Below are 15553 nucleotides of genomic sequence, written 5' to 3'. Positions count from 1 at the left end.
TCAATTCCGCTCCAGTAAGATAAACAGTTCGTTCCGCTCCACTTCTTTGAAGTTTAAAGCCGGATCCTGAGCAATTGCATTCAGGATCATCCGGCGCACCCCCTGCCCCATAGGACAGAGCGGCACCACCAGATACTCTGCCTGCGCAAAGCCCGCCGCGCCTCCGTAATACCAAGGTGCGCCCCCTTTCAATGGTGCGATTTCGGAAAACAGCCACAGCCCGTTCACCCAATCCGCATAAAGCACTTGAGCCCCTCCGGTTTGAGGAAGCCGGTCCAGTCGCTTCCCGGTCTCAATCAGATCGGACAAAAGGCCCGTAATTTTCTGACAGGATGGCAGGGTTTCACCGTTCAACAGGGTTGCCGCAGTGGTCTCTCCTGACAGCCCGTCAAAGGGGCGCTCTACCCGCACATCTGCGGCGGCGGCACTGCGAAACCGCAAGTCACCCTGCCCCGCGCCTTTCATTGCTGCGGCAAACCGATCAGGCTTCAGGCTGTTGTGAATCAAAAGGGACTGCACTTGGGTCATCAGCAACGGCGCACCCAACGCAAACAAAAGCACCGCGACGCTTTGCAGTGCCCGTTGCAACGGCCATCCGAACCGGTTGTAAAGCGTGATATCTTTGGCAAACACCATAAGGACCAGCCCCGCAGGCACCAGCCAGTGCGGATCGTTCTGCCAGTTCTGGTGGGTGATCAACACCCACCCCGCTGCCAGTACCAACAGAACCAAGGCCTCACCCGACTTTCGCGCTTGCCGCAGCAATAGAACAGCAACGAGAATGGCCAGATTACCCACAACCTGTGAGGGCGCGAGCAACATCAACGGCAGCGCGGCCCCCGGCTGGCCCCGTGCTCCGGATTTTGCCACATAGAGCAGATCCGCAACATACCCTTGCCAGTGTGCCACCAGTCCGTAGGGAAATGTCACAGTCCCCATCACGATCAACGACCAAACTACGCTCCAAACCAGCGTCTTCCATTGCCCCCGCACCAGTAAGGCAACGATCAGGGCCGGCAGAAGAAAAACCGCAAAAGGCGCTTTGGTCAGAGTGAGAAAAGCCACCCCGCCCCCAAGGACAAGCGCCTCGGCCCAAATCGCCTTTACAGACGACGAGCGCGGAGGAAGTACCGCCAAAACAACCAGCAATGCTGACACCGCCCAACACCAGTTATTGTAATACATGGAAACGGTAACTGTGGGTTCCACACCACCATGCACCATCGCCAGAAGCTGCACCAAAAACACCCCGCCAAAGGCCAGCGCGCCCGCAGGTGAAAACCTTGTAATCCCGACAAAATAGACTGCCGGCAGACAGACCAGCCCGATCAGGACGGGCGCATAGGCAAAGGCCGCGCCCAGACCGGACCCGGCATTCATCAACCAGACCACCGGTAAAAACGCCGTCACGCCGAGCGGGGTCAGAAAATCCTGATGGGGCAACTCTCCGTCCTGCATCCGCAACACGATTTGCGCCATATGGATCGCGTCACCATCAAAGCTGAGGATCAAAACCGCGCCATCGTTCACCCGTAGCATGGCAAACACTGCAAGCAGTCCGATCAGGAACAAGGCGTACCAAATCCAGAATAAATTTCGCACCATTGCCCCCGGGCTGTTGCCTGTTTCAGACAAGTTAAATCAAACCGCACCGATCCGCAAAATCAAATACAGTTTTTGTTTACCCGTTCCGGCTAGACAGGGTACGCTCGGCCCATAAAAAACATAAGCAGTGGTGTTGATATGAACATGCAGGCGCGCACTTTGCATCCGCCCAAAATTCCGATGTCCGTGGCGGCAACGGGGCTTAATCCCGTGTTCGCGCGGGACATTCTGATCAAGACAATGTTCCGCAAGAACGTCTCGACCCCGGGTGACGTGGAAAAGACACTCTGCTGCTCCACTCCTGTGGCACTTGAGCTGATTGAAATGGCCCGCAGCCAGAACATGCTTGAAGTAACGGGTAAATCCGGGACCGAGCTGCGCTACCAGATGTCCGAAAGCGGCAAATCGCGCGCGCTTGATGCGCTGGCCCAATCCGAATATTTCGGCGCCCTGCCAATCCCGCTTAACGATTACCGAGAACAGGTTAAACTGCAATCCGTAGCGGACGTGGGTATCACTCAGGAAGCGCTTGAAAATTCTATGGGCCATCTGATCATTCCTGACGGTTTGCTCACCCAACTCGGCCCTGCGGTAAATTCCGGAAAATCTATCCTCATGTACGGACCGCCCGGCAATGGGAAATCCTCTATTTCCAATGGGATAAGGGATGCATTGGGGGATAAGATTTTTGTTCCCAAAGTTCTGGAATATTCCGGTCAGGTGATCTCGGTTTACGATCCGATCGTGCACGGTCATGCACAAGAAAGCGCCGCTGATCCGAATTCGCTGCGGCGGACGGGTATGCAGTTCGATAACCGCTATGTGCTATGCAACCGGCCTTCGGTCATTACCGGCGGCGAACTGACGCTCAGCATGTTGGAACTGAACTACAACTCCAATTCCAAGACCTATCAGGCCCCGCTCCAGCTCAAGGCGACGGGCGGCGTTTTCATCGTGGATGACCTTGGCCGTCAGGCGGAACCGCCCCAGGCTCTGATCAACCGCTGGATTGTTCCCATGGAGGGCGGGGAGGATATCCTGTCCCTGCAATCGGGCGAAAAATTCCTTGTTCCTTTTGATACGCTGGTGATTTTCTCAACCAACTTCCACCCTGCGGAAATCTTTGACGGCGCGGCGCTGCGCCGGATTTACTACAAGGTGCTGGTGGACCGTCCGACCCGTGACCAGATGATCCAGATTTATGCACTGGTCAGCAAGGCGATGAAAATGCCGCTGGATGAACAGGTGCTGATCCACCTGTTCTCCAAGCTGTATCCGCAAGTGGACAACACCTATGCGGCGTATCACGCACCGTTTCTTTTTACACAGATGAAATCCATCTGTGATTACGAAGGTCGCCCCTATAAAATGGCGATTGATCTGGTGGAACGGGCATGGGCCAACCTGTTCGTGGCGGAATCCGTTGTCGAACACTGATCATACAGCAGCAGACTTGAAAACCGTCGTCGCAGGCTGTGGCCGCATGGGCGAACCCATGCTTGCCGCGCTTTGCGCCGCCGGTTTTGATGCAACCGGCTTTGATGTGCGCGATCCCTCCCACTACGGGCCCGACAACCGGACCATCACGGACGATCCGGAAAAATTGCCCTCCGATACCAAAATCCTGATCAGCGTCGTGCGCGACATAGCCCAAACCGAGGCTCTTCTCTTCACCGATCAGTCCCTGCTGGACCGCTTGCCTGAACTGACCCATGTGGTGATTTCTTCCACCTTATCCCCACGCTATATCAGCGCCCTAAAGGACCGCATTTCCTGCACGGTTATCGACGCCCCGATGTCGGGCGCCGCAATTGCCGCGCAAGAAGCCCGCCTTTCTTTCATGCTCGGCGGTAGCGACAGCGATATTGACTACCTCATGCCCTTGTTTTCCGCGATGGGCGCCCATTTCCACCATATGGGCGATACTGGCGCTGGTATGGCAGCGAAAGTATTAAACAACCTGCTCGCAGCGACCAACACCGCCACCACGCGGCTGGTGCTGGACTGGGCAGATGCGGCACAGATTGATGAAAAGAAACTGCTCGACCTGATCCACACATCGTCGGGCCAGAACTGGCTGGCTTCTGGGTTTGAGGAAATCGAATTTGCCCGCGACGGCTTTGCAGATGACAACACTATCGGCATCCTGAAAAAGGATGTGGAAAGCGCACTGGATGCTGCTCCACCCGGTGCTGACACCACGCTCCCCGAAACCGTGATCCGCCACATTCGCGCGCTGAAACCACGCTCGCGCTGACAGCACTTCTTCTGGCCTGCAATATCCGCGGGGGTCAGGGGGCAGCCAGCCCCCTTTCCAACCCAGCAAGGCCGCGCTACCTCTAGTGAATGAACACCCTTCCGCCGAACTTCCAGGACTGGTTTGCGACCCGTGGCTGGCACATCCATCCCCACCAGCAGCAGCTTCTGGATCGCGCCGGAGCACCTGCAGCCCTGCTGATAGCCCCGACCGGAGGCGGCAAGACACTGGCCGGTTTCCTGCCGAGCCTGATCGACCTTTCCACCGACCCGAAGGACGGACTGCATACGCTTTACGTCTCGCCGCTCAAGGCGCTGGCTGCGGATATCCGGCGCAACTTGCAAACCCCGATCGATGCGCTTGACCTGCCGATAAGAGTAGAGGATCGCACAGGCGACACGTCACAAACCAAACGAAAACGGCAACGGGCCGATCCGCCGCATATTCTGCTGACCACACCGGAATCCCTCGCCATTTTACTGTCCTATCCGGATGCCCCGAAGATTTTTGCAGGTTTACAACGGGTTGTGGTGGATGAGATTCACGCTCTGGCCGAAAGCAAGCGGGGCGACCAGTTGATGTTGTGCCTGTCACGTTTGCAAAGCCTTTGCCCTGACATGCGGCGGGTTGGTCTGTCTGCAACTGTGGAAGATCCCCCTGCACTTGGCAGATTTCTGGCCCCCTACCCACGCCCCTGCGAGATCATCACCGCCGATCCCGGCCCTGCCCCCGATATCACCATTCTGCGCAGCGATACCCCGCCCCCTTGGGCCGGAGCGGGGGCGGTTTACGCAGTGAAGGATGTGCTTGAATTGGTGGAAGGGGCCAATACCACGCTGATTTTTATCAACACCCGTGCGCAGGCAGAAATCTTTTTCCGCGCGCTCTGGACTGCCAATGACAACGCCCTTCCTATCGCCCTGCACCACGGATCACTTGCACGCGAAGCACGCGACAAAGTCGAGGCGGCAATGGTGGCAGGCAGCCTGCGGGCCGTGGTGTGTACCGGCACCCTTGATCTCGGGATCGACTGGGGCGATGTGGATCTGGTGATACAGGTGGGCGCACCCAAGAATATAAAACGTCTGGTTCAACGGATCGGGCGGTCAAACCACCGTTACAACGCCCCCTCCCGTGCGGTGATTGTACCTGCCAACCGCTTCGAGGTCCTCGAAGCGCAAGCAGCTCTGGAAGCCGTGCGCGAGAACACTCTGGACGGGGAACCCCGTGCAAGGGGCCCTCGGGATGTGGTGTGTCAGCATATCCTTCTGCGGGCCTGCGCCGGTCCCTTTGATGCTGAAGCGCTCTATCAAGAGATCACACAAGCAGGCCCCTATTCAGACTTGAGCCGAACCAATTTTGAAGACTGTCTGGAATTCTGCGCCACCGGCGGCTATGCACTCAGGGCTTATGATCGATGGCAACGGCTGATGCAAAACGCGGAAGGGCTTTGGCAATTGCGTGATCCGCGCAGCGCACAGAGCATACGGATGAATGTCGGCACGATTGTGGACACAGAAACGTTAAACGTGCGCTGGCGCGGACGCGGCGGTGCCCCTTTGGGCGAAATCGAAGAAGGTTTCGCCGCTACACTGGTCGAAGGCGATACCTTTCTGATTGGCGGGCAGGTGGTGCGGTATGAAGGCTTGCGCGAAATGACCGTGCAGGTCACCAAAGGACGCAAGGAACCCCGCATCGCGACTTTTGCCGGCACCAAGTTTGCCACCTCCACGTTGCTGTCTACCCGCGTGATTGCGCTGTTGAACAGCGCAGACTGGTCGGCCTTGCCGGAACACACCCGAAGCTGGCTGGAGATGCAACAAGAGGTTTCATCGCTGCCCAAACCCGGACGGATGTTGGTTGAAAGCTACTGGCGTGACACTCGGGCCTATACCTGTTTTTACGGGTTCGCAGGACGTAACGCGCTGCAAACGCTGGGGCTTCTGGTTACGAAGCGGATGGAGCTGGCCGGTTTGCATCCGATCGGATTTGTGGCCACCGATTACGCCCTGTTGATCTGGGGGCTGGATGCGGTTGAAGATCCTGCTGCGCTGCTTTCACCTGATGACCTGCGTGACGGGCTGGAAGGATGGCTCGCCAACAATGCGGTGATGAAGCGCAGTTTTCGCAACGTTGCAACGATTGCGGGGCTTATTGTAAAAAATCTGCCCGGCAAGCGTAAAACCGGCCGGCAGGCCACGTTTTCCTCGGATATTCTCTACGACACATTGCTAAAATATGATCCGGACCATCTGTTATTGCAGATCACCCGCGCAGAAGCGATGGGGGGATTGGTGGATTTCGGCCGGATCGAAGAAATGCTGACCCGTGTGCAGGGCCGGATCGACCATGTTAAAGCCCCGCATGTCACCCCCCTTAGCGCTCCGATGCTGCTGGAGGTGGGAAAAGTGCCGATTTACGGTGCAGCGATGGATCGTGCCGCGGCGATTGAAGCCGCAGAATTGATGCGAGAGGCCGGATTGGCGTGAATTGACTTGATTTCCTGCGCAAGGAGTAGCATGACGCCGCGATGCACGGCTATTCATTCACATTGGACCGGATCACCCTGACAGCTCTCGCCTCCGGCCTGCTCTGGTGGCAGGAGCGACGCCTGCTTTGTGTATCCGATCTTCACCTTGGCAAATCCGACCGGATCGCCCGACGGGGCGGCGCGCTTTTGCCTCCCTATGAAAACCGCGAGACCCTGAACCGGCTGGCACAAGCGATAGATGCGCTTGATCCGCTCAGCGTGATCTGCCTCGGCGACAGTTTTGACGATGATGCAGGGCAGGACGCACTGGAGCCTGAAGACCACGCCCAGCTTACCACGCTGATGGCGGGACGACGCTGGATATGGCTTCAAGGCAACCACGATCCGGGGCCGGTGGCGCTTGGGGGCACCCATATGGCAGAGTTCAAAACCGGCCCGCTGGTGTTCCGCCATATCGCCCAATCCGGCGCGCAAGGCGAAATTTCCGGCCACTACCACCCCAAGGCAAGCCTCAGGTCCAAAGCAGGCCGCATGTCGCGCCCCTGTTTCCTGATTGACCAAAGCCGCGTTATCCTACCTGCCTTCGGGGCTTATACCGGCGGACTGCGCTGTTGCGATCCGGTATTTGCGCCTTTGATGTCTGGAAAGGCGCTGGCTGTCTTGACGGGATCACAAGCACTGCCGGTCCCGATGGAAAAGGCCAGAGAACCGCAACTTGAGGCTTGATGCGAACAAAGCGCGCTCTATCTGACGTGAACCGGTGCGATTGGGCCGGTCGGACGGCTGGACTGTAACCGGGTAAATGTAATCGAGTATCAGTGCGCGAAATACGCGCGAGCCGTTCTGAAAAGTAATTGTCTAAGGGCGCGGCGTCGGGGTGTTGAACGACGCCGCGCTTTTCTTTTGAATTGTCGTGTCAGGCGGTCAGCCCTTCCGGCTCGTCCAGACCGTTGGCACGACAGCAGGCTGTAACCGTATTGGCCAGCAGGCAGGCAATAGTCATCGGACCCACACCACCGGGAACAGGTGTGATCGCGCCGGCTTTTGCCGCGGCGGATGCAAAGTCCACATCACCGACAAGCTTTGTCTTGCCTTCTTTTTCGGGATGGGGAATCCGGTTGATGCCTACGTCGATCACAGTTGCCCCCTCTTTGATCCACTCTCCGGTCACCATTTCGGGCCGCCCTACAGCGGCCACAACGATGTCAGCGGTACGGCAAAGTGCTTCGATGTTCTTGGTGCGGGAATGGGCGATTGTGACTGTGCAGCTGTCTTTCAACAGCAGGTTCGCCATCGGCTTACCCACGATGTTGGAGCGGCCGACAACTACGGCATTCAGCCCCGACAGGCTGCCGTGGTGGTCGCGCAACATCATCAGACAGCCAAGCGGTGTGCAGGGCACCATGGACTTCTGTCCGGTGCTCAGTAGGCCGACATTGGAAATATGAAAGCCGTCCACATCTTTTTCCGGCACGATCGAGTTGATCACCAATTCCTCGTCCAAGTGGTCAGGCAAAGGAAGCTGGCACAGGATGCCGTGGACCGCCGGATCTTCGTTCAACTGGGTAATAAGCGCCAGAAGATCTTCCTCGGATGTGTCTGCAGGCAACTTGTGTTCGTAAGAGTTCATGCCCACTTCCAGCGTAGATTTGCCTTTGTTGCGCACATAAACCTCAGAGGCCGGATCTTCGCCAACCAGCACCACAGCAAGGCCCGGCGTGACATTGTGATCAGTCTTCAACCGCGTCACATGTTCAGCCACTTTGGCCCGCACGGAGGCTGCGAACTCTTTGCCGTCAATAATTTTCCCAGTCACTTTATGACCTTTCTCTGTCTCTCGAATAGCCTGACCGGAGGCAAAGCCCCCGGCCGGACATGGTGATTATGCCATCGCTATAACAGGCAGGTCCTGATCAGAACAGTCCTTCGATCTGGCCTGCTTCGTTCAGGTGGATGTTCTCCGCACTGGGGACACGGGGGAGGCCCGGCATCGTCATGATTTCACCGCAGACGACAACAACAAAACCCGCGCCCGCGCTTAGCCGCACCTCACGCACAGGAACCGAATGTCCGGTTGGTGCACCGCGCAGGTTCGGGTCGGTCGAGAAGGAATATTGCGTTTTCGCCATACAGACCGGCAAGTCGCCATAGCCCTGTTCCTCCCACAGCCGCAGCTGATCACGGATTTTCTTATCCGCAAGGACCTCATCCGCACGGTAGATCCGCTTGGCGATAGTTTCGATCTTTTCGAACAGGGGCATTTCGTCGGGATAAAGCGGGGCGAACTGGGAAGCGCCGCTTTCGGCGATCTGTGCCACGCGGGTTGCCAGCGCTTCGGAGCCTTTGGAGCCGAATTCCCAATGCTGGGACACAATCGCCTCGGAACCCTGCGCAGCCACATAATCCTTCACCGCCTGCACCTCGGCATCCGTGTCGGTGACAAAATGGTTAATGGCCACAACAACAGGCACACCAAAACCTTTGAGGTTACTGATATGACGGCCAAGGTTCGGACAGCCGGCCTTTACCGCATCCACATTCTCTGCCCCAAGGTCGGCCTTGGCGATGCCGCCGTTCATCTTCATTGCGCGTACCGTGGCCACCAGCACAACGCAATCCGGTGCCAGACCAGCCTTACGGCATTTGATGTTGAGGAATTTCTCAGCCCCGAGATCCGCCCCGAAGCCTGCTTCCGTCACCACGAAATCCGCAAGTTTCAGCGCTGTTGTCGTGGCCATAACGGAATTACAGCCATGGGCGATATTTGCAAAAGGTCCGCCATGCACGAAGGCCGGATTGTTTTCCAGTGTCTGCACCAGATTGGGCTGCATCGCGTCTTTCAACAGTACAGTCATCGCACCGTCCGCCTTGATATCGCGGCAGTAAACAGGGGTGCGGTCGCGACGGTAGGCAACGATCATATTGCCCAGCCGTTCTTGCAGATCCGTCAGATTGCGCGCCAGACACAGGATCGCCATCACTTCGGAGGCGACCGTGATGTCAAATCCTGCTTCACGCGGGAAACCGTTCGCAACACCGCCCAAAGAAGCCGTGATCTGCCGCAGGGCACGGTCGTTCATATCCACAACGCGGCGCCAGACCACGCGGCGCACATCGATTTCAAGATCGTTGCCCCAATAGATATGGTTGTCGATCATAGCGGACAGCAGGGAATGGGCAGAGGTGATCGCATGGAAGTCCCCTGTAAAGTGCAGGTTCATGTCTTCCATGGGCACGATTTGGGCATACCCGCCGCCCGCCGCGCCACCTTTCATCCCGAAGTTCGGGCCGAGGGACGCCTCACGGATACAAACGCAGGCGTTCTTGCCAATCCGGTTCAGCCCGTCGCCCAACCCGACGGTAGTTGTGGTTTTGCCTTCGCCCGCCGGGGTCGGGTTGATGGCCGTTACCAGCACCAGCTTGCCGTTCTTGCGGTCTTGCACGGAATCGATAAAGGACTGGCTGACCTTGGCTTTGTCATGGCCGAACGGAAGCAAGTCATCCGTGCCGATGCCCAATTTCGCGCCGATCTCCTGGATCGGTAGTTTCGACGCCTCCCGCGCGATTTCGATGTCGGTCTTGTAAGCCATTTTCACTCTTCCCTGTGTCTGGTGGTCTTGCAGTGTCACATCGGTAATTAATGCCGAAAAACACGCCCTCTAACCCAGAGCAAATACGACACAATCCCACCCGTAATCGCCGCCTGTGTTGATTCACGCTGACCCAAGGGCAGTTTTAATGCCTTCCACGCTGTGTCAGGCCTCCGGAGCCCATTGACGCTGGTCAGGAATGTGCAGGGTAAAGCGGTCCCCAACCCGCAGTACCCCTTCCCGCTCCACCCAGGCGGTCACGCCGCGCCTGTTTGTGGCCGCAGTCTTGAACAGCTTGCCTTTTCCCGGATGGCGCGGTTCCAGTTCTTCTTTTCCGGGAAAAATGCAGGGACGGTTTTCCATATCCACAACAAGAGTTGTGCCCTCTTCGGTTTGCAAACGCGAAGAAGGAGGGATGAAGGTGAAATCCGGAAGGCCGCGCACCATGATGCTGGCCCCAAGCCATGCCGGATCAATGCTATCCAGTCCGATTTCTGCAGCAATCAGATCAAGTTCTTCGGCACTGACGATGGAAAACTGGCGTGCATTGCGGATTTCCGTGCCTCTTGGATGCTGGGATAAAACGCGAGAGCAAGACGGACGGGTGAGGCCCGCGTGGCATTCGCCTTCTACACCTGCGAAACTGGCAAATACTTCGCTGTGGGAATCCGAGGCCAGAGCCGCTTCACGGTCCGGCACCACGCCAAGGTAGACGATCTCGCAGCTGTAGGTCGTGGGTTTCAATGCCGGCATGGGGCTTCTTCCTTAACAGTTTGTTACGGGTCCACACCCTCTGGCGTGGTTCGTGGCAAGTTAGACCCCAGACCGGACCAAAAGAAAAGACCCGCGCGGGGCGCGGGCCTTTTACAGGATCAATATCGGTGATTACTGAAACGAACGGATCGTTACACAGGATCGGGTTCCATATCCCCTTTGGGTGTGTTCTTCGGCTTCTTCGTTTTCGGAACAGCAGCCACACTGGGGGAGTTTCCACCGGTGTCTGTGTCATCGTCATCATCCGAACCACGGTTCAACGGTTCGCCAGCGATGACTTTCTTGATTTCAGCCCCGGTGAGGGTTTCGTATTCCAAGAGACCTTGCGCCATGTTTTCCAACTGGTCCGCATGTTCTGTCAGAATCTGCTTGGCCCGTTCATAGCCTTCGTCCACCAGCTTGCGCACTTCTGCGTCGATGATTTCCTGTGTGTCAGGGCCAGCGTTTACACCGCCGCCCTGCGGACCGAGGTAAGTGTCCTGACGGTTCGCATAGTCGATATTGCCAAGCTTGTCAGACATGCCGAACTGCGTAACCATCGCCCGCGCAATTCGCGTGACCTGCTGGATATCAGAAGATGCACCGGAGGTCACATTCTCTTCGCCAAAGATCAGTTCTTCCGCAACCTTACCACCCATCGCCATCGCAATCTGCGACTTATATTTGGTCTTGGTCACAGACAACTGATCCCGTTCCGGCAGGGACAATACCAGACCCAGCGCACGGCCGCGCGGAATGATTGTCGCTTTGTGGATCGGATCGTGCTGGGGCACATTCAGACCGACAATAGCGTGTCCTGCTTCGTGATAGGCGGTCAGCTTTTTCTCATCCTCGGACATCACCATAGAACGGCGCTCAGCACCCATCATGACCTTGTCTTTGGCGTTTTCGAAATCTTCCATCGTCAGATAGCGTTTGCCGGTCCGTGCAGCCATCAAGGCGGATTCGTTCACGAGGTTCGCCAGATCCGCACCTGAAAATCCGGGAGTACCACGGGCGATGATGCGCAGATCCACATCCGGCCCGAGCGGAGTCTTGCGGGCATGTACCTCAAGAATCTTCTTGCGGCCATTGATGTCGGGGTTTGGCACCTGAACCTGACGGTCAAACCGGCCCGGACGCAGCAGCGCAGGGTCCAGAACGTCTGGTCGGTTGGTTGCCGCCAGAAGGATCACACCTTCGTTGGCTTCAAAACCGTCCATTTCAACCAGCAACTGGTTCAGTGTTTGCTCGCGCTCGTCATTGCCACCGCCGTAACCGGCGCCACGGTGGCGGCCGACCGCATCGATTTCATCGATGAAGACAATGCAAGGCGCGTTTTTCTTTGCCTGTTCGAACATGTCGCGGACGCGGGATGCACCCACACCCACAAACATTTCCACAAAATCGGAACCGGAGATGGTGAAGAAAGGTACGCCAGCCTCCCCCGCGATGGCACGGGCCAAAAGGGTTTTACCAGTACCGGGAGGACCGACAAGCAGCGCCCCTTTGGGAATTTTACCACCAAGGCGGCTGAATTTTTGCGGGTCACGCAGGAATTCGACAATCTCTTCCAGTTCGTCTTTGGCTTCGTCGATACCGGCCACATCATCAAAAGTGATCCGCCCGTGACGTTCATTCAACAGTTTAGCCTTGGACTTCCCGAAACCCATTGCGCCGCCACGTCCGCCGCCCTGCATCCGGTTCATAAAGAAAATCCAGACCCCGATCAGCACCAAGAACGGCAGCCACAAGGACATCGCAGAAAGGAAACCGGATTGTTCCTGCGCCTTGACGTTCACATTCACGCCCGCGTCGATCATCTGATCGGTCAGCTTGTCGGATTCCATCGCCGCGCGGGGCTGGATCGTCTGGAAGCGGGAACCATCCTTGTTCACGATAGTGATCAATTCACCATCCATCTGAACTTCGGACACATTCCCCTTTTCAACGGACTGGATAAATTCGGAATAAGTGATCTGATTCTCGTTGCCAGCGCTTTGTCCGTTGCTGAACATGTTGAAGAGGGCAACGATCAGCAGAAACAGCACGACCCAAAAAGCCAGATTTTTGGTATTTCCCAAGGCGGTTCTCCTTAAGGCACTTTACGTGCCGAGTATTTAATAAAGTGTTACGTGAAACATAGGTTTCCGCGGGGTAGTTTCAATGCGTCACAATGGTTGCATAAAAACTTTCTGTTCCATTCCGCAGCCAACACTTGCAGTCAGGGTTATTATCGACAAAGGGCGCCGACTTCAATTCGTTATTATACCATAAAGACGGAGAGGCGAGGATAGCATTTCTGCTTTCGGCAGTTTCACGCCATTCCGGCCGCTGGATTATCCCGTCTTTCCCCAAAGGACGCCACACTCCGCTGGCTGGTTCACACTTAAAGCGCCCGTCAAACGCACAGGTTTCCCCATGGCTTGCAGGCACCGCAGCAACCTCCCGCGTGATTTCGCTCCCACCGGCTCCGAACGGCGCGATAAGGCAGCCCGACAGGCTGTGCGACCGGCGTTCCAGACAGGCTGTCAAAGCCCGTTTCAACGCTTTGAAGCGTGGGCGGTACGGCGCGCCAGAGACCCAGCGCAGACAGTGGGCAAGGATGCGTAATCGGATTTCTTCAGGCTCATTCGAAAGGGCTTCGGCATCAAGCCGGACCGAGCCAATTGCACGGGGGGTCGCGATACGCAGCAGGGCAGCTTTGCTTGCCGTTTCCAATGCAGTGCGGGCCGGTTGCAGACGGGTCGCAGTATCGGCCAGAACCTCGACGCCCAACCCCAGTTCTTCCAGCAATGTGAGAGCCTTACGCATTCTCACCCGATCAAAACGGGTATCCTCGTTGCTCGGATCTTCCACCCACTCTAACTGCCGTTCCCGCAGGACATTGCGCAAGGCCTCGCGGCGCACCTCAAGCACCGGCCGCACCCACAAGGCTCCGTCTTTCATCCTTTGCGGCAGGATGCCCGACAATCCGTCCACACCACTGCCCCGCTTCAGCCGCAACAACAGGGTCTCTGCCTGATCGTCTTTTGTATGTCCTGTAGCGACAGCTGTGATCCCCTGTTGCCGCGCCCAATCTGCAATCAATCGCTGCCGCGCCTGTCGCGCATTGTCCTGCAAGTTGCCCCGTTCGGGATGGTCCTGCCACAAGAGCGTTTTATGGGGAACGCCGAGGTCTGCGCACAATTGCGCCACAGACCGGGCTTCCGCATCAGAGCCATTCCGCAAGCCGTGGTCCACTGTCACCGCAGAAATGTGTCGGCCTGTCTGATCTGCCCAATCCACCATCAGAACAAGCAGGGCAAGCGAATCGCCACCACCCGAAACAGCCACCCCAAGCGGCCCTTCCGGCACGGTTTCCATGTATTGATAAAACGCAGGCGTCATAGCTTGCGCCGACGGGTCAGGAACACCCTATGGCGCTGCGACTGGCCTGCGCTTCCCCGAGAATAGAAGCGGCCGGATAGCGGATCGGCACCTCTGCCAGCATCAGACAAGCCTCTTCTTGCTGGCCCAGTTCCTTGAGGCTCAGACCCAACCGGTAAAGCGCTTCCGGTGCTTTGGTGCCTTGAGGCGCGCCGCTGAAACTCTCCAGAAAACTGCGCGCTGCGCCGTCCCAGTTGTTTTGCGCAGCCAGAGCCGCACCTTTCCAGTAATAGGCTTCGCCGGTCAGCGGCCCTCCGGGAAAGTTGGAAATCAACGTATCAAATTGTGCGGCTGCACTGGCATAGTCCTGCGCTTCATAAGCAGCCATGGCACGCTGGAACGTATTCTGTTCGGTACTTGTGGTCCCGCTTGTCCCGCCCGTCTGAACACCGCCACCGGTTGGAACCGGCGCACGCGGACGGGTCGACACCTTGCCGCCCAAAGGAGCGGTCCGGTCCAGCGAGGAAACATCGCAGTTTGCCTCCATCTCGCACAAACGGAATTCAAGATCACCGATCCGGTTTGTACCGTCACTGACGATACTTTCGATCCAGAACTGCTTTTCCTCGATTGCGCCGGTCAGTCGCCGCATTTCGGCTTCCAGTGCATCAATCCGTTGAAGGGCCGGAGCATTGCTGCTGCTTTGGGTTGCGGCTCCGGTGGTAGAGAGTTCCCGCTTCATGGAAACAATATCGGCGTAGAGAAACTCCAGTTCCTGCCGGATATCCGCCAGCGTTTCGCCATCCTGCGCTTGCGCGCCCAGAGGCGTCAGAACCGCCGCTACCAAGATTGCCCGCAAAATCCGCATCTTCAATGTTCCCCAAATACTCTTGAACGCGCCGCCTGCGGGGCCCGCAAACGGCGCAGGTTCCTCTTTGACCTAGCTGGTCAGTCCGGTCGCCACCAGTGTCACCGCGCGACGGTTTTTGGACCAGCATTCTTCGTTCGAGCAGATCGCCAGCGGCCGTTCCTTGCCGTAGGTCACCGTGTCGATCCGGCTTTCAGCAACACCGCGGCTGACAAGATAATCCCGGACAGAGTTTGCCCGACGGGCGCCCAGCGCAAGGTTGTATTCCCGTGTACCGGTCTCATCCGCATGGCCCTCGATCGTTACCGAGTAAGTGCTGTTTTGCTGTAGCCAGTTTGCCTGCCCATCCAGTGTCTGCATCGCCACTGGCGTCAGGGTATGCTGGTCTACCAGAAACAGCACCCGATCCCCGATGGTCTGGTTGAAGTAAGCCACCGAAGAGGGATCATTCACCCCACCCACACCGGCTCCGTTCGCATTCGCGCCGCTGTATCCGGTGTCATCGCCGGTCTTGGGGCGCATGTCACAGGCTGCAAGCGCGGTCACACAGGCCAGCATCAGGCCGATTTTTGTCATTTTCATCTGCTCATCCTTTCGTTCATCAGCGTCTCGGGCGCTTT

At 57.3% G+C, this 15553-nt stretch carries 12 protein-coding genes; 4 read left to right on the top strand and 8 right to left on the bottom strand.

Annotated elements, in window-relative coordinates; all coding sequences use genetic code 11:
• Entirely contained in the window at positions 1-1602 is a 1602-nt protein-coding gene (locus C0U40_RS04315; protein WP_145991882.1) for a YfhO family protein, read from the bottom strand.
• Positions 1603-1743: 141 nt separating this feature from the next.
• Here C0U40_RS04315 and C0U40_RS04310 point away from each other — a divergent pair, with 141 nt between their 5' ends.
• From C0U40_RS04310 to pdeM, 4 genes are all read left to right on the top strand, one after another.
• The gene (locus C0U40_RS04310) at positions 1744-3042 is read left to right on the top strand and encodes an ATPase (protein WP_101654479.1); all 1299 of its coding nucleotides are present in this window, start codon (positions 1744-1746) and stop codon (positions 3040-3042) included.
• Positions 3029-3862: an NAD(P)-dependent oxidoreductase gene (locus C0U40_RS04305; protein ID WP_286134769.1), complete on the top strand. Its 834-nt coding sequence runs from the start codon at positions 3029-3031 to the stop codon at positions 3860-3862. Before C0U40_RS04310 ends, C0U40_RS04305 begins: the two co-directional genes overlap by 14 nt.
• 89 nt (positions 3863-3951) lie before the next feature.
• Positions 3952-6351 carry a ligase-associated DNA damage response DEXH box helicase gene (locus tag C0U40_RS04300; RefSeq protein ID WP_101654477.1) on the top strand — a complete coding sequence of 800 codons (2400 nt, stop codon included), beginning with the start codon at positions 3952-3954 and terminating at the stop codon, positions 6349-6351.
• 41 nt (positions 6352-6392) lie between these two features.
• Complete coding sequence (gene pdeM / locus C0U40_RS04295; protein WP_101654476.1) at positions 6393-7079, top strand: ligase-associated DNA damage response endonuclease PdeM; 687 nt, start codon at positions 6393-6395, stop codon at positions 7077-7079.
• 190 nt (positions 7080-7269) lie between these two features.
• On the opposite strand, the gene folD is transcribed toward pdeM, so the two are convergent.
• The 7 genes from folD to pal all read right to left on the bottom strand — a co-directional run bounded on the left by folD (position 7270) and on the right by pal (position 15515).
• Positions 7270-8169 carry a bifunctional methylenetetrahydrofolate dehydrogenase/methenyltetrahydrofolate cyclohydrolase FolD gene (gene folD / locus C0U40_RS04290; protein WP_101654475.1) on the bottom strand — a complete coding sequence of 300 codons (900 nt, stop codon included), beginning with the start codon at positions 8167-8169 and terminating at the stop codon, positions 7270-7272.
• A 97-nt stretch (positions 8170-8266) separates the two neighbouring features.
• On the bottom strand, positions 8267-9943 hold the full coding sequence (locus C0U40_RS04285) for a formate--tetrahydrofolate ligase (RefSeq protein ID WP_101654474.1): 1677 nt from the start codon (positions 9941-9943) through the stop codon (positions 8267-8269).
• A gap of 165 nt (positions 9944-10108) precedes the next feature.
• Entirely contained in the window at positions 10109-10696 is a 588-nt protein-coding gene (locus C0U40_RS04280; protein ID WP_101654473.1) for an MOSC domain-containing protein, read from the bottom strand.
• A 152-nt stretch (positions 10697-10848) separates the two neighbouring features.
• Positions 10849-12780 carry an ATP-dependent zinc metalloprotease FtsH gene (gene ftsH, locus C0U40_RS04275; RefSeq protein ID WP_101654472.1) on the bottom strand — a complete coding sequence of 644 codons (1932 nt, stop codon included), beginning with the start codon at positions 12778-12780 and terminating at the stop codon, positions 10849-10851.
• A 79-nt stretch (positions 12781-12859) separates the two neighbouring features.
• Positions 12860-14086 (bottom strand): tRNA lysidine(34) synthetase TilS, encoded by a 1227-nt coding sequence (gene tilS, locus C0U40_RS04270; RefSeq protein ID WP_101654471.1) that lies wholly within the window; start codon positions 14084-14086, stop codon positions 12860-12862.
• A gap of 16 nt (positions 14087-14102) precedes the next feature.
• Positions 14103-14933 carry a tol-pal system protein YbgF gene (gene ybgF, locus C0U40_RS04265; RefSeq protein ID WP_101654470.1) on the bottom strand — a complete coding sequence of 277 codons (831 nt, stop codon included), beginning with the start codon at positions 14931-14933 and terminating at the stop codon, positions 14103-14105.
• A 72-nt stretch (positions 14934-15005) separates the two neighbouring features.
• Positions 15006-15515 (bottom strand): peptidoglycan-associated lipoprotein Pal, encoded by a 510-nt coding sequence (gene pal / locus C0U40_RS04260; RefSeq protein WP_101654469.1) that lies wholly within the window; start codon positions 15513-15515, stop codon positions 15006-15008.
• Positions 15516-15553 lie beyond the last annotated feature (38 nt).

The sequence above is a fragment of the Neptunicoccus cionae genome (genome assembly GCF_002860325.1).
Lineage (GTDB): Bacteria > Pseudomonadota > Alphaproteobacteria > Rhodobacterales > Rhodobacteraceae > Amylibacter > Amylibacter lutimaris.
This window is presented reverse-complemented; position numbering and strand designations above follow the sequence as displayed.

Excerpts from the sequence above, each read along its gene's own strand:
- C0U40_RS04310 (WP_101654479.1), top strand. The coding sequence starts at position 1,744 with ATGAACATGCAGGCGCGCACTTTGCATCCGCCCAAAATTCCGATGTCC.
- C0U40_RS04300 (WP_101654477.1), top strand. The coding sequence starts at position 3,952 with ATGAACACCCTTCCGCCGAACTTCCAGGACTGGTTTGCGACCCGTGGC.
- pdeM (WP_101654476.1), top strand. The coding sequence starts at position 6,393 with ATGCACGGCTATTCATTCACATTGGACCGGATCACCCTGACAGCTCTC.
- C0U40_RS04285 (WP_101654474.1), bottom strand. The coding sequence starts at position 9,943 with ATGGCTTACAAGACCGACATCGAAATCGCGCGGGAGGCGTCGAAACTA.
- C0U40_RS04280 (WP_101654473.1), bottom strand. The coding sequence starts at position 10,696 with ATGCCGGCATTGAAACCCACGACCTACAGCTGCGAGATCGTCTACCTT.
- tilS (WP_101654471.1), bottom strand. The coding sequence starts at position 14,086 with ATGACGCCTGCGTTTTATCAATACATGGAAACCGTGCCGGAAGGGCCG.
- ybgF (WP_101654470.1), bottom strand. The coding sequence starts at position 14,933 with ATGCGGATTTTGCGGGCAATCTTGGTAGCGGCGGTTCTGACGCCTCTG.
- pal (WP_101654469.1), bottom strand. The coding sequence starts at position 15,515 with ATGAAAATGACAAAAATCGGCCTGATGCTGGCCTGTGTGACCGCGCTT.